Origin of the sequence: Streptomyces inhibens (genome assembly GCF_022221585.1) — a bacterium.
Classification (GTDB): Bacteria; Actinomycetota; Actinomycetes; order Streptomycetales; family Streptomycetaceae; genus Streptomyces; species Streptomyces inhibens.
This window is the reverse complement of the sequence record NZ_CP084681.1, coordinates 4043016-4069297: the sequence shown is the minus strand read 5'-3', so window position 1 is coordinate 4069297 and position 26282 is coordinate 4043016. Positions and strand designations below refer to the sequence as shown.

Below are 26282 nucleotides of genomic sequence, written 5' to 3'. Positions count from 1 at the left end.
CTACTTGCGGGTGGTGCTGCGCGGCCGCTGTGAGCCGTCGGCCAGGAAGGACTCCGCGGTCTCTATCGCCTTGCGCGCGGGCAGCGCACGGAAGACCCAGGTGCGGTAGGACCAGAAGCGGAAGAGCGTGGCGACGGCGATGCCGACGAACTTGAAGAGGTTGCTCTGCAGCGGGGTGTCCCAGTGGAACCCGTACGTCGCGACGTAGAGCAGGCCGTTCTCGATCACCAGGCCGATCGCGCTGAACAGCAGGAAGAGCGTCAGCTCCTTGGTACGGCCCTGCTTGTCGCGGTCGCGGTAGGTGAAGTAGCGGTAGCCGAGGTAGTTGGTACCGGTCGCCACGACCGTCGCGATGATGCTGGCCCGGACCACGGGCACCTCGGTCAGATGCCGTACGAGGTTGAACACCACGAAGTTGACCACGACACCCGCACCGCCGACGGCGCCGAACTTCACGACTTCCCGAGTGAGCGCCTCCAGCCTCGACCGCAGTGCGCTCCGTTCACTCATGGTGATCGCTCAGCTCCCCGTCGTGGGCGGTGTGTGCGGCCGTCAACCCTGGTCCGCCCCCTCATGCTATCCACGGCCGGATGGCGGTGCCCGCCGTCTGTCGCATCGTGCGCAAACCCGGCCAACGGCGCCCGTCAGCCGACGGTGACACGGAAGTTGAGGCTGCGGGCGCCCGCCTCGTCGGCGGCGCCGGTGCCGCAGCTCCGGCAGCGCAGCAGACGTAAGTCCGTACGGCCCGGGTGGACCGCCTCGAAGTCGAGATAGCGGGCGGCGCCGGAGCCGGACGGTGGTGCACCGTCGGGGACCTCGCGCCCGCCGGCGGCCTTGAGGACGGCCGGGTCGGGGCGGGGCTCGGCGATGATCCAGCGGTAGCCGTCCGCGGGGGAGTCGGCGACCTTCACGCTGAAGCGGTCACCGGCGGAGACCGCGATCTCGGTGTCGTCCGCGCCGTAGACCTTCGGCGCGGACAGCTGGCTGAACACGGAGTGCAGGGCTATCAGCAGCGCGGCGATCGCGACGACGATCACCAGCGTCCTGGAGCCCTTCGCTATGCCACTGTTCTCCATCGGGCCTCTCCTTCGCCGGGCCCGGACCGGGCGCCGGGCCCACGCCCCCGGGCCCGAGGGTAACGGCCCATGTCGATCTTGAACCGGCGATCTTCGAACGTGCGAACTCGGAGGATCATCCAAGCCGGGGTCGGGGTAGCGGCGCCGTGCGGATACCCTGGGGGCGTGACGTTCCCGGTAGTCGGCATGGTCGGCGGCGGTCAGCTCGCCCGTATGACCCACGAGGCGGGTATCCCCCTCGGCATCAAATTCAAGCTCCTCAGCGACACCCCGCAGGATTCGGCGGCCCAGGTGGTCAGCGAAGTCGTCATCGGCGACTACCGCGACCTGGAGACGCTGCGTGCCTTCGCCCGTGGCTGCGATGTGATCACGTTCGATCATGAGCACGTTCCCACCGAGCACTTGCGTGCGCTGGAGGCCGACGGCATCCCCGTGCGGCCCGGTCCCGACGCGCTGGTGCACGCCCAGGACAAGGGGGTGATGCGGGCGAAGCTGGACGCGATCGGCGTCCCGTGCCCGCGTCATCGCATCGTCTCCGACCCGGCCGACGTCGAGCGGTTCGCGGCCGAGATCAGCGGGGGCGGCGCGGAGCGCCTCGATGAGGGGCGGTGGCCGGGCGACGGGTCGGGCGGCTTCCCGGTGATCCTCAAGACCGTCCGCGGGGGCTATGACGGCAAGGGTGTCTGGGTCGTGCGATCCTCCAAGGAGGCGGCGGAACCGTTCCGTGCCGGAGTGCCCGTCCTGGCGGAGGAAAAGGTCGATTTCGTCCGCGAGCTGGCGGCCAACATCGTCCGCTCCCCGCACGGCCAGGCCGTCGCCTATCCGGTCGTGGAGTCCATCCAGGTCGACGGCGTCTGCGACACCGTGATCGCGCCGGCGCCCGATCTCGACCCCGAGCTGGCCGGCCAGGCCCAGGAGCTGGCGCTGCGCATCGCCAAGGAGCTGGACGTCGTCGGCCACCTGGCCGTCGAGCTCTTCGAGGCCGTCGCTCCCGATGGCGCCCGCCGCATCCTGGTCAACGAGCTCGCCATGCGCCCGCACAACTCCGGCCACTGGACCCAGGACGGCGCGATCACCTCGCAGTTCGCCAACCACGTCCGTGCCGTGCTCGACCTCCCGCTCGGAGATCCGCGCCCGCGCGCCCGCTGGACGGTCATGGCCAACGTTCTCGGCGGCGATTATCCCGACATGTATTACGCGTACCTCCATTGCATGGCGCGGGACCCGCAGTTGAAGATCCATATGTACGGGAAGGACGTGAAGCCCGGCCGTAAGGTCGGACACGTCAACACCTACGGCGACGACCTGGCCGACGTGCGTGAGCGCGCCGCGCACGCCGCCGGCTATCTGCGAGGAACGATCACCGAATGACTTCCAGCTCCCCCGCGGCGGCCGGCGCCCCGCTCGTCGGCATCGTCATGGGCTCCGACTCCGACTGGCCCGTCATGGAGGCCGCCGCCCAGGCCCTCGCCGAGTTCGAGATCCGCTTCGAGGTCGATGTCGTCTCGGCCCACCGGATGCCGCGCGAGATGATCGCGTACGGCGAGCAGGCGGCCGAGCGCGGCCTGAAGGCGATCATCGCGGGCGCCGGCGGCGCGGCCCACCTCCCCGGGATGCTCGCCTCCGTCACCCCGCTGCCGGTCATCGGCGTCCCCGTCCCGCTGAAGTACCTCGACGGGATGGACTCGCTGCTGTCCATCGTGCAGATGCCGGCCGGCGTGCCGGTCGCCACCGTCTCGGTCGGCGGGGCCCGTAACGCCGGGCTGCTCGCCGCCCGGATCCTCGCCACCACTGACGCCGAACTCCTCGGCCGGATGCGGGAGTTCCAGCAGGAGCTCAACGAGCAGGCCACCGAGAAGGGCAAGCGGCTGCGCAACAAGGTCTCGACCCCGAACGGCTTCGGCTTCGGGGTCGGCAAGTGAGCCCCTCCCAGGACGCCGCACGGGATCTGCTGGCCCGCTGGCCCGTCGTCGACGGCCACAACGACCTGCCCTGGGCGCTGCGCGAGCAGGTCCGCTACGACCTCGACCGGCGCGATATCGCCGCCGACCAGTCCGCGAACCTCCACACCGACCTGCCGCGGCTGCGGGCCGGCGGCGTCGGCGCGCAGTTCTGGTCCGTCTACGTACGCGCCGACTACGCGGGCGACACGGCGGTCAGCGCCACTCTCGAACAGATCGATGTGGTGCGGCAGCTGGTCGCCCGCTACCCGGACGAGCTGCGCCTGGCGCACACCGCCGACGACATGGAGACGGCCCGCGCCGAAGGCCGGATCGCGTCCCTCATGGGCGCCGAGGGCGGCCACTCCATCAACAACTCGCTGGCCACCCTGCGCGCGCTGCACCAGCTCGGCGTCCGCTATATGACGCTCACCCACAACGACACCATCGCCTGGGCGGACTCCGCGACCGACGAGCCGCGCCACAACGGTCTGTCGGCCTTCGGCGAAGCGGTCGTCCGCGAGATGAACCGCTGCGGGATGCTCGTCGACCTCTCGCACGTCTCGGCCGACACCATGCGCGACGCGCTGCGCGTCAGCACCGCACCGGTGATCTTCTCGCACTCCTCCGCGCGCGCCGTCTGCGACCATCCGCGCAACATCCCGGACGACGTCCTCGCCCAGCTGCCGGCCAACGGCGGTGTCGCGATGGCCACCTTCGTGCCGAAGTTCGTGCTGCCGGCCGCCGTCGAGTGGACGCTGCGCGCCGACGAGAACATGCGGGCGCACGGGCTGCACCATCTCGACACGACCGCGGAGGGGATGGCGGTCCAGCGGGCCTTCGAAGCCGCCCACCCGCGCCCGAAGGCCACCGCGGCCACCGTCGCCGACCATCTCGACCATATGCGTGAGGTCGCCGGTATCGACCACATCGGGATCGGCGGCGACTTCGACGGCACCGCCTTCACCCCGGACGATCTGGCCGATGTCGCCGGCTACCCGAATCTGATTGCCGAGCTGCTGGACCGCAAGTGGTCCGAGGCCGAGCTGGCCAAGCTCACCTGGCAGAACGCGGTGCGTGTGCTGCGCGGTGCCGAGGACGTGGCGCGGGCCGAGCAGCAGCGGCGCGGCCCGTCCCACGCGACGATCGAGCAGCTGGACGGCTGACGACCGCCGGCTGCTTCAGCCGGCGGTCACTTCCGGCAGAGGCAGAACGGGTGCCCCACCGGGTCGAGGTAGACCCGGAAGTCGCGCACGCCCTCGTCGTGCTGGACGAGTTTGGCGCCCAGCGCGACGACCGTGCGCTCGGCCTCGTCGATGTCCGCGCTCGCCACGTCGAAGTCGAGGTGCAGCTGCTGGGGGACGTCCTGCCCCGGCCACTGCGGCGGCCGGTAGTCCGCCACCCGCTGGAAGGCGAGGGCGCGGCCGTCCGGTCCGGCGACCTCGACCCACTCGTCATCCCCTCCCGTCACCTGCCAGCCGAGCACCTTGGCGTAGAAGTCGGCGAGCGCCTGGGGATCGGGACAGTCCAGTGCGACGACGCCGAGCTTGATCAGGCTCATGGCGTTACCTCCTCATCACTTCAACCGGTAACCTCGTTACTGCATGATGGCAGGTATCGGTAACATCGCAAGAGTGGCATCCCGAACAGCTCCGGATTCCCTGCTGTTGGTGCAGGACCTGGTGAACACCCTCGATATCGAGACCGGCGAGGACGCGCTGATCGCCGAGGGCGGCCTCGGCGCCTTCCTCCGCGACCATGACCTGCCCGAACTCGCCCAGGATGCCGACGAGTTGGCGGCGCCCGGGGAAATCCGGGAGCTGCGCGAGGCGCTCCGGGCGGTCTGTCTGGCGCATACCGCCGGCACCGCCGTACCCGAGCGGGCGGCCCGCGCACTGGACCGGCTGTTGGCCGCCGCGCCCCTCGTGCTGTCCGTACGCCCCGACGGCGGCGCCGCGCTGCGCCCGGCCGACGGGCTCCGGGGCGCGGCCCGGGTCACCGCCCGTATCGCCGCGGGCATCGCCACCGCGGTCGCCGACGGTACCTGGACCCGGCTCAAGGCCTGCGAGGCCCACGACTGCCGCTGGGTCTTCTACGACAAGAGCCCGGCCGGCCGCAGCCGCTGGTGCACCATGGCGGTCTGCGGCAGCCGGGCGAAGATGCGGACCTACCGCGCCAGACGCGCGGAGTCCGAGTAACCGAGGGCCGGGCGATTACGCCTGCGGGCGGCCCAACGCGCGATACGTCCAGCCGGCCTTGCGCCACAGCTCCGGGTCCAGGGCGTTGCGGCCGTCCAGGATGCGGCGCTCGGCGACCACATCGCCGAGGGCGGCCGGGTCCAGCTCACGGAACTCGCGCCACTCCGTCAGATGCAGCACCGCATCCGCGCCGCGCACCGCCTCCAGCGCGCTGTCGGCGTACCCCAGCGTCGGGAAGATCCGGCGGGCGTTGTCCATGCCCTTCGGGTCGTAGACGGTGACCTGGCCGCCCTGGAGGTGGATCTGGCCGGCGACATTGAGCGCGGGGGAGTCGCGTACGTCGTCCGAGTCCGGCTTGAAGGTCGCGCCGAGGACGGCGACCCGCTTGCCGAGGAAACCGCCGCCGACCGCGTTACGGGTCAGCTCGACCATGTGGCCGCGCCGCCGCATATTGATCGAGTCGATCTCGCGCAGGAAGGTCAGCGCCTGGTCGGCGCCCAGCTCACCGGCGCGCGCCATGAAGGCCCGCAGGTCCTTGGGCAGGCAGCCGCCGCCGAAGCCGATGCCGGCCCGCAGGAACTTCTTGCCGATCCGCTCGTCGTGCCCGATGGCCTCGGCCAGCTTCACCACATCGCCGTCGGCCGCCTCGCACACCTCCGCCATCGCATTGATGAAGGAGATCTTCGTCGCCAGGAAGGAGTTGGCGGAGGTCTTCACCAGCTCGGACGTCGGGTAGTCCATGACGATGAACGGCGAGCCCTCGGCGATCGGTGTGGCGTACACCTCGCGCAGCAGCTCCTCGGCCCGCTCGCCGGCCACACCGACCACGATCCTGTCCGGGCGCAGGGTGTCCTGCACGGCGAACCCCTCGCGCAGGAACTCCGGGTTCCAGGCCAGCTCGGCTGCCGCGCCGGCCGGGGCGTCGGCCGCCAGCCGCTCGGCGAGCCGGGCCGCGCTGCCCACCGGCACCGTCGACTTGCCGACCACCAGCGTGGGCCGGGTCAGATGTGGTGCCAGCGAGTCGAAGGCGCTGTGCACGTACGACATGTCGCAGGCGTACTCACCGTGCTTCTGCGGGGTGTTCACACAGACGAAGTGCACATCGCCGAAGGCCCCGGCCTCCTCGTAGGAGGTGGTGAAGCGCAGCCGGCCGCTGGACCCCTCGATCCCGGCGACATGGCGGCGCAGCAGCTCCTCCAGGCCGGGCTCGTACATCGGGACCTCGCCCCGCTGCAGCATCTCGATCTTCTCGGGCACCACATCGAGCCCCAGCACCTCGAAGCCCAGCTCGGCCATGGCCGCGGCGTGGGTGGCGCCGAGGTAGCCGGTGCCGATCACGGTGATCTTGAGGGCCATCGATGCTCCAGACACGTACAAGGGGAAAACGGCGCTGACCGAGCATAGTCGCGGCCGCCACGGCCTACTCCAGCCGTGGCGCGCGCAGCCCCGTAACTGTCGGCAACCTCACGTATCCGCGGGCCGGGGTCGGCACCTAGAATCCGGAGAGATAACGGGTTACTTAACGGTAGTTAGCACTGCCGGCAGCTCACAGGGGAGTGAGAAACCGTGGCGGGAACCGCTGATTTCGATCTGTACCGGCCGTCCGAGGAGCACGACATGCTCCGCGAGTCGGTGCGCTCGCTCGCCGAGGCGAAGATCGGGCCGTTCGCCGCCGCGGTGGACGAGGAGGCCCGCTTCCCGCAGGAGGCGCTCGACGCGCTGGTCGCCAACGACCTGCACGCGGTCCATGTACCGGAGGCCTACGGCGGTGCCGGCGCCGACGCGCTGGCGACCGTCATCGTCATCGAGGAGGTGGCCCGCGTCTGCGCGTCCTCCTCCCTGATCCCGGCCGTCAACAAGCTCGGCTCTCTCCCGGTGATCCTCTCCGGCTCCGAGGAGCTGAAGAAGAAGTACCTGGGCCCGCTCGCCAAGGGAGACGGGATGTTCTCGTACTGCCTCAGCGAGCCGGACGCCGGCTCCGACGCGGCCGGCATGAAGACCAAGGCCGTCCGCGACGGCGACCACTACATCCTCAACGGCGTCAAGCGCTGGATCACCAACGCCGGCGTCAGCGAGTACTACACGGTGATGGCCGTCACCGACCCCGAGAAGCGCTCCAAGGGCATCTCGGCGTTCGTCGTCGAGAAGGGCGACGAGGGCGTCTCCTTCGGCGCCCCGGAGAAGAAGCTCGGCATCAAGGGCTCCCCGACCCGCGAGGTCTACCTCGACAACGTCCGGATCCCCGCCGACCGCCTCATCGGCGCCGAGGGCACCGGCTTCGCCACCGCCATGAAGACCCTGGACCACACCCGCATCACCATCGCGGCCCAGGCGCTCGGCATCGCCCAGGGCGCCCTGGACTACGCCAAGGGCTACGTCCAGGAGCGCAAGCAGTTCGGCAAGCCGATCGGCGACTTCCAGGGCGTGCAGTTCATGCTCGCCGACATGGCCATGAAGGTGGAGGCGGCCCGTCAGCTGACCTACGCCGCGGCCGCCCGGTCCGAGCGGATATCGGCCGGCGGCAAGGGCGAGGACCTGACGTTCTTCGGCGCGGCGGCCAAGTGCTATGCCTCCGACGCGGCCATGGAGATCACCACGGACGCCGTCCAGCTGCTCGGCGGCTACGGCTACACCCGTGACTACCCGGTCGAGCGGATGATGCGGGACGCCAAGATCACTCAGATCTACGAGGGCACCAACCAGGTCCAGCGGATCGTGATGGCGCGCAACCTGCCGCAGTAGGCAGGGCGCAGGCACAGAGGAGGGGCCCCGGACCGCCACTGCGGTTCGGGGCCCCTCCTCTGTCAGGCCGCTTCTTTTGTCAGGTCGTTCGTCGGGCCGCCCGTCAGTTGCCGGAGACCGTGACCTTCTCGTCGTTCTTCAGCTGCTGGACCAGCTGCTGGAGCTTGGCCTTGTCCCAGAGCAGGTTGCCGCCGGTGCTGCCGGAGACCGGCATGTTCATCGACTTGCCCTCGCCGCCCGTGACGCCCTTCATCGCGAAGAACATCTGGCCCAGGTCCCACAGGCTCATGTCCTTGTCGACGACGAGCGTGTCCAGGCCGGCGCCCATCGTCGGGTAGAGCTTGAACGGGTTGAGGAGCGTGCCGGGGGTGGCGGTCTGGCTCGCCAGGGCGGACAGGAACTTCTGCTGGTTCTTGGTGCGCTCCAGGTCCTGGGTCGCGAACGCGTGCCGGGTCCGGACGAAGGCGAGCGCCTGCTGGCCGTTGAGCGTCTGCTTGCCGGCCGGGAAGTCGGCGCCGGAGTCCTTGTCCTTGAAAGCCTTGGGGATGTTCATCTCGACCCCGCCGATCGCATCCACGATGTTGGCGAAGCCGGCGAAACCGATCTCGACGTAGTGGTCGATGTGCAGCTTGGTGTTGTACTCGACGGTGCGCACCAGCAGCTCCGGGCCGTCCTCGGCGTAGGCCGCGTTGAGCTTGGTGTGCCGCCCGGTGCCCGGGTACTTCTTGCCGGAGTCGGAGCCGACGAACGAAGGTATCTCGACGTCCGAGTCGCGCGGCAGGGATATCAGCGTCGGGCCGTTGCCGCCGTCGTGCAGGATCATCATCGAGTCGGTGCGCTTGCCCTCGGCGGAGCCGGTGTGCAGCTTCTTCTTCTGGTCGGCGGACATGCCCTCGCGGCTGTCCGAGCCCACGATCAGGTAGTTCGTGCCGTCGCCCGCCTCGGGCCGGTCGATGACCTTGCTCAGGTCGACCTGCCGGCGGAGCTTGCCGTCCGCCCAGAAGTACGTGGCGACCGAGGCGACCGCGAGCACCACGACCACGGTGATGACCGTCCACTTGATGCGGCGGCCCCAGCGGGGGCGCGGCCGGCCGCCGCGGCCGTCTCCGTAACCGTCGTCGTAGCCGTTACCGTCACGGCCGCCGCCGTAGACCTGGCCGGTGTTGTAGCCGTCGTCGTATGCGTCGTCGTAGCCCTGGGACTGCTGCGGCGGCACGCTCGCGCCCCTGCGCGGGGACATCGACGGCGGCAGCGGAGGCTCATGCCGCTGGTAGCCGGGGCCTGCGTCGCGCCGCACCTGGGGCATGGCGCGCGCACCCTCCGGCTCGGCGCTGTTGCTGCCGCGTCCGTACCGGTTGCCGCTCTGGTCGCCTGACCACCCATTGGGCCACTCATTCATACGGGGAAGTGTGCACGGCCCAGGGGGCTGCCCCATAGGGCGGGTGCCGGATCGGGCCATGGCTGTTGCAGAGCTGATGCAAAGCTACGGCGGCCTTCCGCCGCATACCGCAAGGGGACGTGACCATTCCGACCTGGGCGAATGGAAGCAACCATTCCGGATGGTTTCCGGCGGGAGGCGCGAGACCCGTGTCACGGCGAGACCTGTGTCACGGAGAGGAGGGCGGCGAGACCTGCGTCACGGATCGGCGAGGACGGGCGGGCGCCGGGCGAGATCTGTGTCACGGACGGTGCGCGGCGGCCTCGTACGGGTCCCCGCTTACGCTGGCTCCATGACCGAACTCGTCACCAACAGCCCCGAGGATGCGCTTGAGGGCAAGCCCACCTCCGCGTCCCGCATCACGCTCAGCCACATCATGACGGCCGGCGACACAAACCTCCTCGGGACGGTGCACGGTGGCGTGATCATGAAACTGGTCGACGACGCGGCGGGCGCCGTGGCCGGGCGCCACTCCGGCGGCCCGGCCGTGACCGCCTCCATGGACGAGATGGCCTTTCTGGAGCCGGTCCGGATCGGCGACCTCGTGCATGTGCGCTCCCAGGTCAACTGGACCGGCCGGTCCTCGATGGAGGTCGGCGTACGGGTCCTGGCCGAGCGCTGGAACGAATCCAGCCCGGCCCAGCAGGTCGGCTCCGCCTACCTCGTCTTCGCCGCCGTGGACGAGCAGGGCAAGCCGCGCCGGGTGCCGCCGGTGATACCGGAGACCGAGCGGGACAAGCGCCGCTACCAGGAGGCGCAGATCCGCCGTACGCACCGCCTCGCCCGGCGGCGCGCGATCATGGAGCTGCGCGAACGGCGTGCCGCGGAAGGCCTCGACGACGCATAACGGCGACCGCCAGCCGGCCGAGCAGCGCCAGCCCCGCGCCGATGGCCGCACCGGTCGCCGCGCACATCACATCGTCGATATCGGCGATCCGCCCGGCCCGCATCAGCAGCTGTGCCGTCTCGGTGACCAGGCACAGGCCCACACACAGCAGGAACGCCAGGGCGGCCGAGGCGCGCGGCGCCGCGAACCGCAGCAGCAGCGGCACCGGAACGAACAGCGCCGCATTGGCGATCTGCCGTCGCACCAGCATCGCCAGCTCCCCGGGCTCCAGCTGGGCGCCCAGTTCGAACAGCCCCTCGCCGGGCCGCCACCACACCGTCGCGTCCCCCGAGCCGATCGGCTGGGTCGGCGCGAGCGTCGCCACCAGGAGCAGCAACAGCCAGCCGGCCAGCAGCGCCCGGGCCGTGGTGCGCGGCGCGCAGCTGCCGGGGGCGAGGGCGGCCCACAGGGCGAGGGTCACCGCCAGTCCCAGTGCCGCGATGAGGAAGAGCGTCACCGTGGTGGGGGTGATGCCCAGCACAACCTGCCACACGATGCGCCCCTTTCAGGACATCCCGGACATCAACTGCAGCTCCATTTTGTGACGTAGACCGTCTGCCCGCGTTCCATGACCCCCCGGATGCATTCGTCCGAGAGCATCTCCACCCGGCCGCTCAGCTCGACGGAGCCGCCCTGTGTCCGCCGGGTGCCGAACCAGCCGGGGAACGCGGTGATCCGGGCGTTCTTGCGCTGGTAGCCGAGCCGCACGGTGATCGCATCGAGTCCCACCGCCGCCCCGTGCCGGCGGTAGGTCGCGGTGTACATCCCGTCGGATCCCACCGGACCGCGCAGACACAGCTGACCGCGCACCAGATCCCCGCAGCCGGTCGGCGCGGCGGGCGCCGGCGGCGCCGCGGCGGCGGTGGCCACGACCAGGCACATCGCGGCAACCGCGACAGAGACCCGGCGCGCATAGTGGTGCGCGTCCGGGTGCCGCGCGGGCGGCCCGGGCACGGTGCGACGAGGCGCTGGGACACTCATGCCGAAGCCTCGCTTCGCTCGGCCTCGCATGCGCGAGGCACGCACCTTTCGATGATGACCTCGCTGCGCTCGCTCATGGGCACACTGCCTCGTCACCGGTGATCGCCGAGATCCCGCCCGGCGTCTGCGGCGGCTCCTCGGCCCGTACCCGGCGCACCGCCCTGTGGCCCTGGCCGACCGTCACCTGCATCACCGGCCCCTGCCCGGCCACCGGCCGCAGCTGCGCGCCCGGCAGCGCGGCGGCCAGCGAGCGGGCCGAGCGGTCCCAGCGCGGGTCGTAGGCGATGACCGTGCGGGTCACCTTGCCGATGGTGGAGTTGCCGGGGGTGGCGGTGGTGGCGAAGCCGGTGGCATGCAGCTCCCCGGCCACCGTGGCGCCCAGCCCCGCCCGGTCGCTGCCGTTGTTGACCTGTACCTGGACCTGGCCGGGAGGTACGTCCACGACCATGGCGCGCGGATCCTTCCGGGCCCGGTGCACCGCGATCGGCTTGTCCTCGCGGATCGCCTGGAAGAGCTTCGGCGCCTGCACCGGATCCCACCGCACGGTCGAGCCGACGCCCGGCACCGGCTGGGCCAGATCGCCCAGCGGCACGGACGTGAACTCCGAGGACGACGGGCTGAAGCCGCGCATCGCCTGCCCGAGATCGACCAGGTCGTTGGCCCGGAAGCCCGAGTCGGCCCGCACGGACCCCAGCATCGTGTCGGCGACGTCCTTGAAGCGGATCGGGTTCATCAGCACTCCGGAGGAGGTGATCTTGTGGATGAGGGCGGCCAGGAAACGCTGCTGGCGCTGCATCCGGCCGAGGTCGGCGGACCCGTCGATATGCCGCGAGCGCACGTACTGCAGCGCCTGGCCCCCGTTGAGCCGCGACTTGCCGACCGGTAGATCCAGGCCCGTATAGCTGTCGCGCAGCCGCCGTACGGTGCAGATCTCCACCCCGCCGACCGCGTCCACGCTGCGCATGAAGCTGGTGAAGTCGACCTCCAGATAGTGGTCGATATGCACCCCCGTCATGTGCTCGACGGTCCGCACGGTCAGGTTCGGGCCGCCCTCCGCGTACGCCGCGTTCAGCTTGATCGGGTGCTTGGCGCGCTGGGTGCCGGTGACCGCGTCCAGATGCGCCGGGACCTCGGCGTAGGAGTCGCGCGGCAGGCTGATGACGCTGGCGCGGTCCCGGTCGGCGGACAGATGCACCAGCATCAGGGTGTCGGTGCAGTGACAGGGCGCGCCGCCCAGGTGGTACTTCCGCTTCTCGCCCTCGGTGAGCTTGTCGCGCCCGTCCGTGCCCACGACCAGGAAGTTCAGGCCGTCGCCGCCTCCGGGACGGTTGCTCATGCCCTTGAACGGGTCCACCCGGCCGATGCCGCTCTCCACGCCGGTGACCATGGCGTGCCCGACGCCGCTGGCCGCCAGCAGCAGCGCGGACGTGACGGCGCCGATCCGCAGCCCCCAGCGGGGGCCCGACGGCCGCCGGCGCGCGGCGGGCCGGGCGGCCCGGCGCCGGGCCGGGCGGGGGGAGCGGAACGGCGCGGTCACGGGGGACACCTCCGCGGCTGGACGGGCGTGATCGGCGCCCGTCGGGGAGCGGGTCACGGACGGGGGAGGGGACAGGTGGGGGCGAAGCAGGCGGGAACACCGTAGGTCAATACGATCTCCTGCAAAGCACCACACGCCGGGCATCGGCCGCCCGGCCACCCGGCTGCGTCCGAGCGCGTCCCCCATTCGCGGTAACGTGAGGCGCGATCCTGCAGTCCCCCGGCGGGCGCTGCCGTCGCTGGCGGCTCGCCACGGGCCGTACCCCCGAGGAACCATGCCGCAGCAGCAGCCCCCGGCCGTCTCCGTGATCATGCCGGTGCTCAATGAGGAACGTCACCTGCGCAATTCCGTCCGGCACATCCTGGAGCAGGAGTACGCCGGCGAGATGGAGGTGGTGATCGCCCTCGGCCCGTCCACGGACCGTACGGACGAGATCGCCGCCGAGCTGGTCGCCGAAGACGCCCGGGTGCACACCGTGCCCAACCCCACCGGCCGTACCCCCGCGGCGCTGAACGCCGCGATCAAGGCGTCCCGGCACCCGATCGTGGTCCGCGTCGACGGCCACGGCATGCTCTCGCCGAACTACATCGCCACCGCCGTGCGCCTCCTGGAGGAGACCGGTGCGGCGAACGTCGGCGGCATCATGCACGCCGAGGGCGAGAACGCCTGGGAGGACGCGGTCGCGGCCGCGATGACGTCCAAGATCGGCGTCGGCAATGCCGCCTTCCACACGGGCGGCCAGGCCGGCCCCGCCGAGACCGTCTACCTCGGGGTGTTCCGCCGCGAGGCGCTGGAGCAGCAGGGCGGCTACAACGAGGAGTTCATCCGCGCCCAGGACTGGGAGCTGAACTTCCGTATCCGCGAGGCCGGCGGCCAGATCTGGTTCTCGCCCGAGCTGAAGGTGCAGTACCGCCCGCGGCCGAGCATCAAGGCGCTGGCCAAGCAGTACAAGGACTACGGCAAGTGGCGCCATGTCGTCGCCCGCTACCACGCCGGCTCGATCAACCTGCGCTATCTCGCGCCGCCGACCGCGGTGTGCGCCATCGCGGCGGGCCTGGTGGTCGGCGCGGCGGTCACGCCCTGGGGCTTCGTCGTCCCGGCCGGCTACCTCGCCGCGATAGCGGCGGGCTCGGTCCCGGCCGGCAAGGGCCTCTCCCTGAAGGCACGCGCCCAGATCCCGGTGGCCCTCGCCACCATGCACATGTCCTGGGGCGTCGGCTTCCTGACCAGCCCCCGCTCGCTCGCCAAGAGGGTCATCGCCAGCCGCCGCCCGGCGGTGCTGAACCCGGCGACCGGCGCCGAGTAGACCGGTCGGCCCGGGCCGCATCCGGCCCGGGCCTCCCCGTCTAGAACGTGTACTGCGGATTCACCTTCATACAGGCCTTGGTGTCCTCGCCGTTGAGCGCGTCCGCGCTGTCCGGGGCCTTGTCGGCGCCCTTCTTGTCGCCGGACTTCGGGTACGTCGACCCGCTGCGCCAGTCATTGCCGACCACCAGCCGCATGCCGGTGGCCGAACTCGACTCCCGGACCGCGTCCTTGGGCAGACCGAGCGCCTTGGCCAGCGCCAGCGCGTCGCCCCGCTGACCCTTGTCCCGGTACGTGAGGGTGGTGTCGGCCTGTGTGGTGAGCGCCGAGTCGGTGCCGGCCGAGGTGTAGCCGAGGCCGGCCAGCTGCTGCTGGATGACGGAGGCGCGGCCGGAGACCGGTCCGGTCACCGTGCTGTTGGTGCCGTTCTGCACCACAACTTTCAGCTGGTCCTTGGGGGTTGACGCCTTGGGGTCCGGCGTCGGCTTCTTCTTCTTGTCCTTGCCGTCCAGCGCGGTGTCGTTGCGCAGCAGCGCGAAGGTCTCCTCCGCGTCGCCGGGCTTGGGCATGACGTATTGCTCGCCGGGCCCGTACTGCCAGGGCATGGTGACCATCGTGATGCGCTTGGTCGGCACCCGGCTGAGGTCACCGCCCAGGTCGTAGAGCTTCTTGACGGTGTCGAGGCCGTCGTCGACGGTCAGGGCGTTGGTCGCGGCCTCCGCCAGGTCACGCAGCTCCCCCGGGTTGGTGAGCTTGGCGTCCTTCTTCAGCTGACGGACCATCGAGTTCATGTACATGTGCTGGGCCTTGGCCCGGCCGATGTCGGTGTTGTCCTCGAAGCCGTAGCGGGTGCGCAGCCATTGGAGCGCCTGGACGCCCTTGACGGGGTGGGTGCCCTCCTTCATCCGCAGCCCGCTGCCGTGGCCCTTGCTGTCGTGCGAGTAGACGTTCTTGTCGACGCAGACCGGGACACCGCCGATGGCGTCCGCCATGTCCACCACGCCGGAGAAGTCGACCATCATGAAGTGGTCGATATAGACGCCGGTCAGCTCCTGCCAGGTGGCGAGCGTGCAGCCCGGACCGCCGTGCTGGAGCGACTCGTTGATGGCCGCGGTGGTCTGCGAAAAGACCTCATGGGTCTTCGGGTCGGTGCACTGGGGGATCGTCACCCGGGTGTCCCGCGGGATGGAGATCACCGACATGTTGCTGCGGTCGGCGGAGACATGCACCAGCATCTGGACGTCGGCGAGCGGCTTGCGGTCCGCGTCCTGGCGGGCGCCGCCGAGCTTGATGTTCTCCTTGCTGTTCCGGCCGTCGGAGCCGAGCAGCAGGATGTTCAGCGGGCTCTGGCCGAACGCGTTGGGGTCCGGCTTCTTCAGGCCGCCACCGCCCAGCGATCGGGGCTCCTTGCGGAGGTTGGCGTTGAGGTGCTCGTAGTACCAGTAGCCGGCGCCCGCGCCGCCCACTATGACGACGGCGAGGGTGAGGGCGGTCCAGCGCAGCACCTTGCGGCCCTTGCCGCCCTTGCGGCGACGCGGCTGCCCCCCTTTGCGATGGCCGCCGTCGGCCGGCACCTCACCGTCGTCGGTGGGCACAGCGCCGCCTTCGGCGGGCACAGCGCTCCCTTCGGCGGGCGTCCAGCCGGGCGCGTCCGGCGGCAGCCCCTTGTCCTCGTACATGCTGTCGTCCCAGCCCAGCTGCTGTGCGTCCGGCTGGCGCCGCCGGCGTGATCGGTCACCACGCACACTGCTCTGCCGCATTCGGCCCTCTCCCCGTTGTCAGTTCGGTGGTGCGCTCGGCGCCTCGGCAGGGCGGCCGGATCCCGCTCAGATCACTTCGCGCAGACGTTCTTGTCATCGGCATTGACGTTCTGCACCCCGTCCGGGGTTTCCGTCGGTGCCTCGATCGGGGTGCCGGGTGCCTTGAAGTCCTTGCCGAGGATGAGCTTCATCGGGACCCGGTCTCCGGCGTCCTGCGACGACTTCTTCAGCGCGCTCTTGGGCAGGCCCATCCAGTCGGCCAGAGCGGCGGCCTGGTCGGCCTGGTTGGGGGCGTACTCAAGGCGGGTGGCGGCCAGCTTGGCCGGGGCGTTGCCGGCGTTGGTGGAGAGCTTGGCGCCCTTGTTGTTCTGCAGCCAGTCCACGGTCTCCTGCGCCGAGCCGATCGGCCCGCCGCCGTTGGTGACATCGACCCGTACGAGCTCGGGCGGCGCCTTCTTGGCCGGGCCGGAGCTCTTGCCCTTGCTCTTCTTGTGCTTGGCCAGGGTGTGGTCGGCCCGCACCATCGCGAACAGCGGGTCCGCCTTGGCCTGGTCCAGGATGACGGTGGCCTTGTCGTTGGGGTTGTCCAGCACCGGCACCGTGGCGAAGGTGACCTTGTCGATGTCGACCTTCTTGAGGTCGTTGCCGAAGTCCAGCAGCTTGCCCGCCGTACCGATACCGGTGTCGACGGTGAGCGCCCTGGTCGCCGCCTGGCTGACGTCGTAGAGCTTGCCGGGGCTGGAGAAGGCGCTGGACTTCAGCTTGCGGATCAGCGAGCTGAGGAACTGCTGCTGCATCTTGATCCGGTCCAGGTCGCTGCCGAATCCGATGGCGTGCCGGGTGCGGACGAACGCCAGCGCCTGCTCGCCCTTGACGGTGTGCCGGCCGGCCTTCAACTTCAGGTGCGACTTGGGGTCGTCGATGTCCTTGGCGGCGCAGACCTCGACGCCGTCCACCGCTTCGGACAGCTCCTTGACCGCGTTGAAGTCGGCCATCATGAAGTGGTCGACCTTCAGCCCGGTCAGCTTCTCCACGGTGCGCCAGGTGCAGCCGGGGTCCCGGCCCTCCTGGCCCAGGCTGGTGTTGAAGCGCACCTCGTGCTCACCGGGGATGACCTTCTTCGAGCCGTCCTTCTGCTTCGTCGGGCAGTTGGGGATGTCGGTGATCAGGTCGCGCGGGATGCTCAGCGCGGTCGCGTTCGACCGGTCCTTGGAGATGTGCATCAGGATCGTGGTGTCCGCGTGCCCGACGCTGCCGGAGTCGCCGTATCCCGCGTTGCCCTTACCGGAGCGCGCGTCCGTCCCGATGATCAGGAGGTTCACCGGGCCGTCGGACACCGCGTCGTTCTCGACGCCGACATCGACCTTGGAGATGTTCCCGTCCAGCTGCTGGTAGAGGTAGTACGCACCACCGCAGCCGACAACGAGGACAAAGCCGACCACGCCGGCCGTCCAGTAGAGAGCCTTCTTCTTCCCGGACTTCTTCGGCTTGCGCTTACGGCGGCTCGCCGGACCCGCTGCCGATGCCGTCGCGGTAGCGGTACGGCCGGCGGCCGCCCGGCGCGCCGCCCGCCCGCCGGTGGGGGGCTCGCCGGTGTCGTCCGCGGCGCTCCGGCCCCGGCGGCCGCCCTGGGTCGGCAACGGACGGGTGTCCGTGTCGCCGACCGCGCCACCCGGGTTGCGCGCGGCGCGTCTGGAGCCGGGCACCTTGCGGTCGGAAGGCCGAGCGGGGGCTTGACCGGCAGGGTCAAGCCGCAGCTCGTAGTTGCCGGTGTTCGGATCGAACACCCACTGATCGGCGGGATCGACATTGTCGTCGCCCGCCCGCCCACGGCCTTGCGCGTCCACGGTGCCTTGAATCCTCCGTCGGTGCCACGCGGCGCCATCCCCTCAAGGCGCTCGGTCGGTCGATCGTGCAATGCATGGTCATCGGTCTGCCAGAGAGCGGACCGGATCGCACACACTATCCGCCCAGTTCAGCGCCCCGCGACGCTCGTGACAAATTCCACTTCCCTACAACTGGGCAATCCGCCCAATCCATTCGAGTCGCCGGGCGTACTTTGCGGCATCTTTATTCGCAGATCCCGTGTTCCGCGGTCGTCCCGGGAAAGGTCGGGCCCGAACTCGCCGACGGCGCGGGTGATCCCTCCGGCTTGCCGTCCGAGGCGCCGCCGCCGGTGCGGACCGGCTCCTCCCCGGCGTCGCGCGTCGGTGCCACGGTCACCGGAAGATCCCTGCGCAGCTGCCCGAAGAGCCGGCCGGCGTCCGGTTGCACCAGCTCGTCGCGGTTGGGGTCGTAGCGGTACTCCTGGCGCGGCACGGTCAGGAACTGGACCCGGTCGGTGGGAATGCCGCGGGTGCTGCGCACCAATTCGTACAGCCCCCGCAGTGAAGCCAGCGCGCTGTCCGTGGTCAGCGAACTCGTCGCGGCATCCAGGACCGGATACAGCCGGGTCGGATTGAGCAGGACACCATTACTCTGCACTTTCTTCACGAGAGCACCAAGAAACTGCTGTTGCCTCTCCATACGCTGGGTGTCGCTGCCGTTGCCCAGGCTCTTACGGGCCCGTACGTAACCGAGCGCGGCCTCACCGTGCAGGGTCTGCCGGCCGGCGGGCAGCCGGAGATCCGCCTCGTCGTCCTGGATGGGCTGCGGCAGACACACCTCGACGCCGTCCACCGCGTCCACCATCTTCTCGAACCCGACGAAGTCGATGATCATGTAGTGGTCGATGCGGATGCTGGTCGTCTTCTCGACCGTACGGATCGTGCAGGCCGCGCCGCCGAAGGCGAACGCCCAGTTGAACTGGGCCGTCCGGGGCGGGGACTCCTCGCCGTCGGAGCGCTTGCAGTGCGGCACCTCCACCATCAGATCGCGCGGGATGCTGACCGCGGTCGCGCTCTTCCGGTCCGCCGCCAGGTGCAGCAGCATCGTGGTGTCCGAGCGCTGGCCGCCGCTCCGGCCGTATTTGCGGTTGCCGCCCTTACGGCTGTCGGAGCCGATCAGCAGCAGGTTCTCGGCGTTCGGCGGGCCCGCGGGGGGCCGCTCGGATTCCCACTTCCGCAGCTCCCGCTCAGTGGCGCTGTCGGTGCGGATATTGCTGTTCAGCTTGGAGTACAGCGCCCAGCCGGCACCGGCCCCGGCCAGCACCGCACCGGCGGCCCCGAGCGCGACCCAGCGCCGCCAGCGCCTGCGGTGCCGCGGCGTGCGCACCGGCCCCGGCCCCCTGGCCGGGCGCTCGTCCCAGCCGGCGAACCTGGGGGGCTCGGGGGTATCGGTCACGTGTGCGTCCATCCCTCACGGAGTCGGCGTCGCGCCCGCACGCGGGGCCCGGAAGGAGGAGACGGGCGAACCCCGCGCATGGTGGTACGTACTCAAGATCATGGACCGGAACGGGCGCAGTGGCCCGCCCTGGACGCCTCCGGTCCGCCGGACGGGGGAGCGCGGCTCAGGAGACCGGCGGCGCCCGGAACGTGATCTTCTCGCTGGTCTCGCGGGCGGCCGCGGCCGGTGCGTCCAGCCGGTCCGGATGACGGCACAGCACCACGGAGCCGCCGGTCGCCAGCGGCGCGTACAGCCCGAACGACAGGCCCTCCCAGGTGTCGTACGGCAGTCCCGACAGCACCCGCGGCGCCTTGGGCATCCCGGCGGCGGCCGCGTCGGCCAGCGCCCGGGCCCCGATCCCGGTGCCGGTCAGCTCCTCGCCGCCGACGACCAGCGCCACCGCGTCCGGGTTCACCGGCGCGTACGGCGCGAAGCGGTCGCCCTGGCTCGGCACCTCGACCGCGTAGTCCGCAAAGCCCTCGGGAGGCTGCGGGAAGCGGCCGCCCAGCGGGCGCAGCGCCAGCGCCACCCGCTCCCCGGAGCAGCCGCGCGCCGCGTCGAGCCGGTCCGGCCCGGCGACGACGAGATCGGCGGCGGACGGATCGCCGTCCAGGTCCGCGACCACGCCCACCGACGAGCAGGCCAGCAGCCACACGGCGGTCTGCCAGTGCGCGGGCAGCAGCAGCGCGAGCCGGTCGCCGGGCTCGGCGGCCAGATCGCCCTGAAGGTAGTTGGCGGTCTTGGCCACCCAATTGGCGAAGGTCGCGACGGACAGTTCCACGCGCTCGCCGGTGGCGTCGTCGTAGAAGGTCACCAGCGGGCGGGCCGGGTCCGCGGCGAGCGCGGAACTCAGCAGGTCGGCGGGGGTGCGATCAGTGGCGTTCATCGCGGCCAGGGTACGCGCGGCGGCGGCCGGGGCCGGGGCGGGCACGGCAGGCCCGGGCCACCGGATCGGCCGATGCGCCGTCAGATCACCGTTGGCGCATCGTGTCCCGCCATGTTCACGATTTTGTCCATGCGCCCCTTCCTCGCGATCTGCCTCGGCGCGGCGTGCACCGCCGCCTTCGCCCTGCCCGTCGTGCCGGACGCCGGTGCCGGCGCCCGTCGTCCGGCCGCCCCGAGCGCCGGTGACCTGCCGGGCAGCACCCAGTCCCTGCCGGTGGCGGCCCTCGGCGCACCCGCCCCGCACACCACCGACCGCGACACCCCCACGGCCCCCGCCGCCCAGGCGCTCGGTCTGCCGGCCCGCAGCGTACGGCCGTTCTCCCTTCTGGGAGTCGTCTGGGACGACGCCGACGCCCAGCTACGGGGCCGGGTCCAGGTCCGCACCCGCGCCACCGGCAGCGGCGCCTGGTCCGGCTGGCAGGACGTACAGACCCACAACGACGACGCCCCCGACCTCGGCGCCGCCGAGCGGCACGACAGCGACGTACGCGGCAGCACCGCGCCGCTGTGGGTCGGCGACTCCGACGCCGTCCAACTGCGCATCACCCCCGAGACCCGGCACCGCGCACCGGCCACCCTCCCCGGCGGCCTCCGGCTGGAACTCGTCGACCCCGGCGAACAACCCCGCACCGACCGCGGCCGGCGCGACGGTCCGCCGACCCCGCTCACCCCCGAGGCCGCCGCGGCCTCCGCCGCCAACGCCAAGCTCGCACCGCTCGGCGCCACCGAGATCCCGGCCCTCGACCACGCCGCCTCCCAGGCCGATGTCGCCGCCGTGGACGGGCCGCCCTCGGCACAGACCTCCGTCGGGCCGCGCCCGCGGATCGTCACCCGGGCCGGCTGGGGCGCCGACGAGCAACTGCGCGAGAAGGCCTTCACCTACACCCACACCGTGCGCGCCGCCTTCGTCCACCACAGCGGATCGGGCAACAACTACACCTGCGCACAGGCTCCTTCGCTGATCCGCGCCATGTACCGCTTCCACGTCAAGAGCAACCACTGGCGCGACATCGGCTACAACTTCCTCATCGACAAATGCGGAACGGTCTACGAAGGCCGCGCGGGCGGTGTCGCCAAGCCCGTCATGGGCGCCCACACCCTCGGCTTCAACAACGACAGCACCGGCATCGCCGTCCTCGGCACCTTCACCGACATCGAGCCGCCCAAGCGCGCCGTCGACGCCGTCGCCCGTCTGACGGCCTGGAAGCTCGGCCTCTACGGCGTCGATCCGCGCGCCACCATCGCGGTGCTGTCCGGCGGCAGCAACCGTTTCCCCAAGGGCGTCAAGGTCCGACTGCATGTCATCTCCGGCCACCGGGACGGCTTCACCACCGACTGCCCCGGCGTCCACCTCTACAACAAGCTCGCCGCCACCCGGCTCGCGGCGGCCGGCCTGCAGGGCCGCTGACCCGGTTCCGTCGGGTCACGTCGGTGCCGTGCGGGTTTGTACGGGTCTGCGGGTTTGCGCGGGTCTGCTGTGACACAAGTTGCAGGGAAGAATGAACCGTTCCTGCCGCTGACGCGTCTTATCGACCACGACGTGTGCGCTCCCGGAATACCGTCTGCCTACACTGGTCCGCCGATCGGCCGACCCCAGCAGGAAGCAGAGAAGACAAGGTGACTGAAGCGATCCTCCTGGTCGGCGGCAAGGGCACGCGGCTGCGCCCGCTGACGGTGCATACGCCCAAGCCCATGGTCCCGGCGGCGGGTGTGCCGTTCCTCACCCATCAACTGGCCCGCGCCCGGGCCGCAGGCGTCGAGCACATCGTCCTCGCCACCTCCTACCTCGCCGAGGTCTTCGAGCCGTACTTCGGCGATGGATCGTCGCTCGGCCTGCATCTGGAGTACGTCACCGAGCGGGAGCCGCTGGGCACCGGCGGCGCCATCCGCAATGTCGCCTCACGGCTGCACTCCGCCCCCGGCGACCCGGTGCTGATCTTCAACGGCGACATCCTCACCGGCCTGGACATCGCGGCCCTCGTCGACACCCACCGCACCTCCGGCGCCGATGTCTCCCTGCACCTCACCCGGGTCGAGGACCCGCGCGCCTTCGGTCTGGTGCCCACCGACGACACCGGCCGGGTCACCGCCTTCCTGGAGAAGCCGCAGACGCCCGAGGAGATCGTCACCGACCAGATCAACGCCGGCGCCTATGTGTTCAACCGGTCGGTCATCGACACCATCCCGGCCGGCCGCCCGGTCTCCGTCGAGCGCGAGACCTTCCCCGGACTGCTCGCCGACGGCGCCCACCTCCAGGGCATGGTCGACTCCACCTACTGGCTCGACCTCGGCACCCCGCAGGCCTTCGTCCGCGGCTCCGCCGACCTGGTCCTCGGCCGCGCCCCCTCCCCGGCGGTGCCCGGCCGCTGCGGCGACCGCCTGGTCCTGGAGACCGCCGACGTCGCCACGGACGCCAAGCTCACCGGCGGCACCGTCGTCGGCCCGCGCACCGTCATCGGCGCCGGCGCCCGGATCGACGGCAGCGCCGTTCTCGAAGGCGCGGTCATCGAGCCGGGCGCCCAGATCCATGACTCGCTGATCGGCGCCGGGGCGCGCATCGGGGCCCGTACGGTCCTGGACGGCGCCGTCATCGGCGACGGCGCACGGATCGGCGCCGACAACGAGCTGCGCGGCGGCATCCGCATCTGGTGCGACGCCGACATCCCGGCCGGGTCGGTGCGCTTCTCCTCCGACCAGTAGGCAGCGCCTTCCCGTCTTCCCGTGGTGCACCACTTCGCGTGGTGCACCACGGAACACGGAATACCGCCCCGGCCCCCCGCGTTGTGGCCCCGTAGGGGGCGCTCGCACCCCCTACGGGATGTGTTCGCCCACCCCCTAGGCCCCACCCCCCTAGGCCCCGGCCGGGCCCAGGCCCGTTGTCACCCCCATCGCCTAACCTGGCCGCATGCCCGCCCGCACCTGGGTCCCGCCCGGCCCGTACGACCTGCACCGCACGCTGTGTGTGCTGCAGCGCGGCCCGGGCGACCCCGCGTTCGCGGTGCGCGGCGGCGAGCTGTGGCGGTCCTGCCGTACGCCCGAGGGCCCCGGCACGCTGCGCGTCGCGGCCCGCCCGGCCGCCGGCAGCGTCGAGGCCGAGGCCTGGGGGCCGGGCGCCGACTGGCTGCTGGACCGCCTTCCCGACCTGCTGGGGGAGTCCGACGACCCGACGGAACTGACCGCCCGGCACCGCATCGTCCATGAGGCGCGCCGCCGCCACCCCGGCGTCCGGCTCGCCAGGACCGGCCTGGTCCTGGAGTCGCTGATCCCCTCGATCCTGGAGCAGAAGGTCACCAGCGACGAGGCCTACCGCGCCTGGCGGCTCCTCCTGCAGCGGCACGGCGAGCCCGCGCCCGGCCCCTGGGAGCGGATGCGGGTGATGCCCGAGCCGCGCGGCTGGGCGCTGATCCCCTCCTGGGAGTGGCACCGCGCGGGCGTCGACGCCAAGCGCTCCTCCGCGATCCTGCGCGCGGTGCAGGTGGCCCGCCGGATGGAGGAGGCCGCGCGGATGGATCTCGCGGACGCCACCCGGCGGCTGACGGCCCTCCCCGGCATCGGCCCGTGGACGGCCGCCGAGACGCTGCAGCGCACCCTCGGCGCACCGGACGCGATCACGGTCGGCGATCTCCATCTGCCGAAGATCATCGGCTATGCCCTCACCGGCCGCCGCGGCACCACCGACGAGCAGATGCTCGAACTCCTCGCGCCCTACGAGGGCCAGCGGCACCGGGCGGCCCGGCTGATCCTGCTCTCCGGCATCACACCGCCGCGGCGGGCGCCGCGGTTCCCGGTGGGGGACATCGCCCGTCTGTGACCGCGCCGACGGCGCGGGTCAGCGCAGCACGACGAAGTCGTCGGCGTTCCGCGCCGCCCGGGTCCTCGGTGCTTCCGCGGGACGCCCGATGGCCACCGCCCCCATCGGTTCCCAGTCCTCGGGAAGCCCGAGCACGTCCCGGACCACGTCCCGGCAGAACATCGTCGACGAGACCCAGGCGGAGCCGAGGCCCTCGCCCGCCAGCGTGACCAGGAAGTTCTGGATGGCCGCGCCGTTCGCGACCACGAACATCTCCCGCTCGGCCGCGCCGCGCCGTGCGTCCGGATACGTGTGCGAACCGTCCATCACCATGCACGGCACCGCCACGTACGGCGCGGCGCGCAGCAGATCACCGCGCCGTACCCGCTTGGCGATGGACTCCGCCGACTTGCCGTCACCGCGCAGATCCGCGATCCAGGCGTCCCGCATCGCATCCAGCAACCGCAGCCGCGACTCCGCCGACTCCAGGAGGACGAACCGCCACGGTGTGGTGTGGTGCGGCGCAGGTGCGGTGATCGCCGCCGCCACGGCGCGCCGCACCGCCCCCGGATCGACCGGATCATCGGTGAACGCGCGGACCGTACGCCGCGCCGTCACCGCCTCCCGTACGGCCTCCGATGTGCCCAGCCGGAACATGTCGTGCTCGGATTCGCGCACCATCGCCCGCGCCCCCTCGCCGTCGCCCGTCTCCTCGACGACATGCGGGAGCCCGCGCACCACCGCGACCGGCAGCCCGGCGGCCTTGCCCTTCACCAGGTCGCCCGCCGCGGCCAGTTCGTCCGCGGTGGCCACCACCGTCGCGCTGAGCGGATTGCCGTACGCGTCCGTGCCGCCGCGCAGATCGTCCAGCACCCGCACCCCGGCCGCCCCGATGGCGACATCGGTGAGGCCGGTGCGCCACGGCCGCCCGAAGGTGTCGCTGATGACGACGCCGACCTCGACGCCGAGTGCCTCGCGGATCCCGGCTCGCAGGGCGCGGGCCGAGGCATCCGGGTCCTCCGGCAGCAACAGCACCGTCCCGGAAGGGGTGTTGGAGGCATCGACACCGGCCGCCGCCATCACCAGGCCCTGCCGGTTCTGCACGATCCGCAGCGTGCCGCGGCGCGCCACCACCCGCACCGTCTCCTGGTCGATCGCCGCCTCGCGGTCGGTGGCCTCGACCACCCGGCCCTCGGCCTTGCTGACGATCTTCGAGGTCACCAACAGCACATCGCCGTCGATGAGTTGGGGCAGTCCGTCGGCGGTCGCCGCCGCGGCGATCAGCTTGACCAGGTCGTCGCCGGGCCGCACCTCGGGGATCCCCGGCAGCGCCCACACCCGGTAGCCGGGCACCTCGCCGGCGCCGCCGGTCATGCCCGGACCTCCTCGGCCAGCGCCAGTGCCTCACGCACCATCGCGGCCGTGGCGTCCAGGTCCGTCATCATCAGCGGCACGGCCCGGCAGCGGATACCGGCCGCCTCGACCTCGGCCACCACGCCCGCGTCGACGGAGTCGACCAGCCAGCCGTCCAGCAGCCCGGAACCGTAGTGGCGGGCCACGGCCGCGGCGGTCGACTCCACACCCACCGCCGCCAGCACCTTGTCGGCCATACCGCGCACCGGGGCGTCCCCGACGATCGGCGACAGACCGATCACCGGCACCCCGGCGTCCGCGATGGCCTCACGGATGCCCGGCACCGCCAGGATCGTGCCGATGCTCACCACCGGGTTGGACGGCGGGAACAGCACCACATCCGCCCCGGCGATCGCCTCCAGCACGCCCGGCGCCGGCTTGGCCTGCTCGGCGCCGACCGGCACCACGGCGTGCGCGGGCACCGAGGCGCGCATCCGCACCCAGTACTCCTGGAAATGGATGGCCTTGCGCTCGCCGTCCTCGTCGACGGCGACATGGGTCTCGACCCGGTCGTCGGACATCGGCAGCAGCCGTACGCCGGGCTTCCAGCGTGCGCACAGCGCCTCGGTGACGGCGCTCAGCGGATATCCGGCGCTCAGCATCTGGGTCCGCACGATGTGCGTGGCGAAGTCCCGGTCGCCGAGGCCGAACCACTCGGGGCCGACGCCGTAGGCGGCCAACTCCTCCTTCACCCGGAAGGTTTCGTCTGCGCGGCCCCAGCCCTGCTCCTCGTTGATGCCGCCGCCGAGCGTGTACATCACGGTGTCGAGGTCGGGACACACCTTGAGCCCGAACAGATGGATGTCGTCGCCGGTGTTGCCGATGACGGTGATGTCCGCGTCCGGAGCCGCTGCCTTCAGTCCCCGCAGAAAGCGGGCGCCGCCGATACCGCCGGCCAGAACCACGATTCGCATGGCGACAGTCTGTCAGCCGGGCGGGGGCCTCGT

General features: G+C 71.3%; 24 protein-coding genes. 10 read left to right on the top strand and 14 right to left on the bottom strand.

Annotation, left to right across the window (positions count from 1 at the left end):
* Both KI385_RS18515 and KI385_RS18510 read right to left on the bottom strand, forming a co-directional pair.
* A complete protein-coding gene (locus KI385_RS18515) occupies positions 1-510 on the bottom strand; it encodes a GtrA family protein (protein ID WP_238573287.1) in 510 nt (169 codons plus the stop codon).
* Positions 511-644: 134 nt separating this feature from the next.
* Complete coding sequence (locus KI385_RS18510) at positions 645-1076, bottom strand: protease inhibitor I42 family protein (protein WP_238573286.1); 432 nt, start codon at positions 1074-1076, stop codon at positions 645-647.
* A 165-nt stretch (positions 1077-1241) separates the two neighbouring features.
* On the opposite strand from KI385_RS18510, the gene KI385_RS18505 reads away from it, so the two are divergent.
* The 3 genes from KI385_RS18505 to KI385_RS18495 are packed head-to-tail and all read left to right on the top strand — an operon-like array spanning position 1242 to position 4182.
* On the top strand, positions 1242-2447 hold the full coding sequence (locus KI385_RS18505) for a 5-(carboxyamino)imidazole ribonucleotide synthase (RefSeq protein WP_281066874.1): 1206 nt from the start codon (positions 1242-1244) through the stop codon (positions 2445-2447).
* 47 nt (positions 2448-2494) lie between these two features.
* A complete protein-coding gene (purE, locus tag KI385_RS18500; RefSeq protein ID WP_128511794.1) occupies positions 2495-2998 on the top strand; it encodes a 5-(carboxyamino)imidazole ribonucleotide mutase in 504 nt (167 codons plus the stop codon).
* Positions 2995-4182, top strand: coding sequence for a dipeptidase (locus KI385_RS18495; RefSeq protein WP_238573284.1), 1188 nt, complete (start codon positions 2995-2997; stop codon positions 4180-4182). Before purE ends, KI385_RS18495 begins: the two co-directional genes overlap by 4 nt.
* A gap of 26 nt (positions 4183-4208) precedes the next feature.
* Here the strand turns inward: KI385_RS18495 and KI385_RS18490 are convergent, their stop codons facing one another.
* Entirely contained in the window at positions 4209-4577 is a 369-nt protein-coding gene (locus KI385_RS18490; RefSeq protein ID WP_238573283.1) for a VOC family protein, read from the bottom strand.
* 73 nt (positions 4578-4650) lie between these two features.
* Here KI385_RS18490 and KI385_RS18485 point away from each other — a divergent pair, with 73 nt between their 5' ends.
* Positions 4651-5214, top strand: coding sequence for a CGNR zinc finger domain-containing protein (locus KI385_RS18485; RefSeq protein ID WP_238573282.1), 564 nt, complete (start codon positions 4651-4653; stop codon positions 5212-5214).
* 15 nt (positions 5215-5229) lie between these two features.
* On the opposite strand, the gene KI385_RS18480 is transcribed toward KI385_RS18485, so the two are convergent.
* Positions 5230-6570, bottom strand: coding sequence for a UDP-glucose dehydrogenase family protein (locus tag KI385_RS18480; protein WP_238573281.1), 1341 nt, complete (start codon positions 6568-6570; stop codon positions 5230-5232).
* Positions 6571-6780: 210 nt separating this feature from the next.
* Here KI385_RS18480 and KI385_RS18475 point away from each other — a divergent pair, with 210 nt between their 5' ends.
* A complete protein-coding gene (locus tag KI385_RS18475; RefSeq protein WP_238573280.1) occupies positions 6781-7956 on the top strand; it encodes an acyl-CoA dehydrogenase family protein in 1176 nt (391 codons plus the stop codon).
* 103 nt (positions 7957-8059) lie between these two features.
* Here KI385_RS18475 and KI385_RS18470 read toward each other — a convergent pair whose 3' ends face one another.
* Complete coding sequence (locus tag KI385_RS18470; protein WP_238573279.1) at positions 8060-9355, bottom strand: LCP family protein; 1296 nt, start codon at positions 9353-9355, stop codon at positions 8060-8062.
* Between the two features lie 331 nt (positions 9356-9686).
* Between KI385_RS18470 and KI385_RS18465 the strand changes: the two genes are divergently transcribed.
* On the top strand, positions 9687-10241 hold the full coding sequence (locus tag KI385_RS18465) for an acyl-CoA thioesterase (protein WP_238573278.1): 555 nt from the start codon (positions 9687-9689) through the stop codon (positions 10239-10241).
* On the opposite strand, the gene KI385_RS18460 is transcribed toward KI385_RS18465, so the two are convergent.
* The 3 genes from KI385_RS18460 to KI385_RS18450 all read right to left on the bottom strand — a co-directional run bounded on the left by KI385_RS18460 (position 10192) and on the right by KI385_RS18450 (position 12798).
* Positions 10192-10773: a VanZ family protein gene (locus KI385_RS18460; protein ID WP_238573277.1), complete on the bottom strand. Its 582-nt coding sequence runs from the start codon at positions 10771-10773 to the stop codon at positions 10192-10194. The genes KI385_RS18465 and KI385_RS18460 overlap by 50 nt on opposite strands.
* A 29-nt stretch (positions 10774-10802) precedes the next feature.
* Positions 10803-11261 carry a hypothetical protein gene (locus tag KI385_RS18455; protein WP_238573276.1) on the bottom strand — a complete coding sequence of 153 codons (459 nt, stop codon included), beginning with the start codon at positions 11259-11261 and terminating at the stop codon, positions 10803-10805.
* Positions 11262-11334: 73 nt separating this feature from the next.
* The gene (locus KI385_RS18450) at positions 11335-12798 is read right to left on the bottom strand and encodes an LCP family protein (RefSeq protein WP_238573275.1); all 1464 of its coding nucleotides are present in this window, start codon (positions 12796-12798) and stop codon (positions 11335-11337) included.
* A gap of 274 nt (positions 12799-13072) precedes the next feature.
* On the opposite strand from KI385_RS18450, the gene KI385_RS18445 reads away from it, so the two are divergent.
* Entirely contained in the window at positions 13073-14104 is a 1032-nt protein-coding gene (locus KI385_RS18445; RefSeq protein ID WP_238573274.1) for a glycosyltransferase family 2 protein, read from the top strand.
* Positions 14105-14144: 40 nt separating this feature from the next.
* On the opposite strand, the gene KI385_RS18440 is transcribed toward KI385_RS18445, so the two are convergent.
* From KI385_RS18440 to KI385_RS18425, 4 genes are all read right to left on the bottom strand, one after another.
* Positions 14145-15863 carry an LCP family protein gene (locus KI385_RS18440; RefSeq protein WP_238573273.1) on the bottom strand — a complete coding sequence of 573 codons (1719 nt, stop codon included), beginning with the start codon at positions 15861-15863 and terminating at the stop codon, positions 14145-14147.
* A gap of 71 nt (positions 15864-15934) precedes the next feature.
* Positions 15935-17710, bottom strand: coding sequence for an LCP family protein (locus KI385_RS18435; RefSeq protein WP_238573272.1), 1776 nt, complete (start codon positions 17708-17710; stop codon positions 15935-15937).
* A gap of 223 nt (positions 17711-17933) precedes the next feature.
* Positions 17934-19145 (bottom strand): LCP family protein, encoded by a 1212-nt coding sequence (locus tag KI385_RS18430; RefSeq protein ID WP_238573271.1) that lies wholly within the window; start codon positions 19143-19145, stop codon positions 17934-17936.
* A 166-nt stretch (positions 19146-19311) separates the two neighbouring features.
* Positions 19312-20073, bottom strand: coding sequence for a TIGR03089 family protein (locus KI385_RS18425; protein WP_238573270.1), 762 nt, complete (start codon positions 20071-20073; stop codon positions 19312-19314).
* Between the two features lie 129 nt (positions 20074-20202).
* On the opposite strand from KI385_RS18425, the gene KI385_RS18420 reads away from it, so the two are divergent.
* From KI385_RS18420 to KI385_RS18410, 3 genes are all read left to right on the top strand, one after another.
* Positions 20203-21540 (top strand): peptidoglycan recognition protein family protein, encoded by a 1338-nt coding sequence (locus KI385_RS18420; RefSeq protein WP_238573269.1) that lies wholly within the window; start codon positions 20203-20205, stop codon positions 21538-21540.
* A gap of 209 nt (positions 21541-21749) precedes the next feature.
* Positions 21750-22832, top strand: coding sequence for a mannose-1-phosphate guanylyltransferase (gene manB / locus KI385_RS18415; RefSeq protein WP_238573268.1), 1083 nt, complete (start codon positions 21750-21752; stop codon positions 22830-22832).
* A gap of 205 nt (positions 22833-23037) precedes the next feature.
* Complete coding sequence (locus KI385_RS18410) at positions 23038-23943, top strand: DNA-3-methyladenine glycosylase family protein (protein WP_238573267.1); 906 nt, start codon at positions 23038-23040, stop codon at positions 23941-23943.
* Positions 23944-23961: 18 nt separating this feature from the next.
* Here KI385_RS18410 and KI385_RS18405 read toward each other — a convergent pair whose 3' ends face one another.
* Both KI385_RS18405 and cofD read right to left on the bottom strand, forming a co-directional pair.
* Positions 23962-25296 carry a coenzyme F420-0:L-glutamate ligase gene (locus KI385_RS18405; RefSeq protein WP_238573266.1) on the bottom strand — a complete coding sequence of 445 codons (1335 nt, stop codon included), beginning with the start codon at positions 25294-25296 and terminating at the stop codon, positions 23962-23964.
* Positions 25293-26249 (bottom strand): 2-phospho-L-lactate transferase, encoded by a 957-nt coding sequence (gene cofD / locus KI385_RS18400; RefSeq protein ID WP_238573265.1) that lies wholly within the window; start codon positions 26247-26249, stop codon positions 25293-25295. The genes KI385_RS18405 and cofD overlap by 4 nt, the downstream gene beginning before the upstream one ends.
* Between the last annotated feature and the right edge of the window lie 33 nt (positions 26250-26282).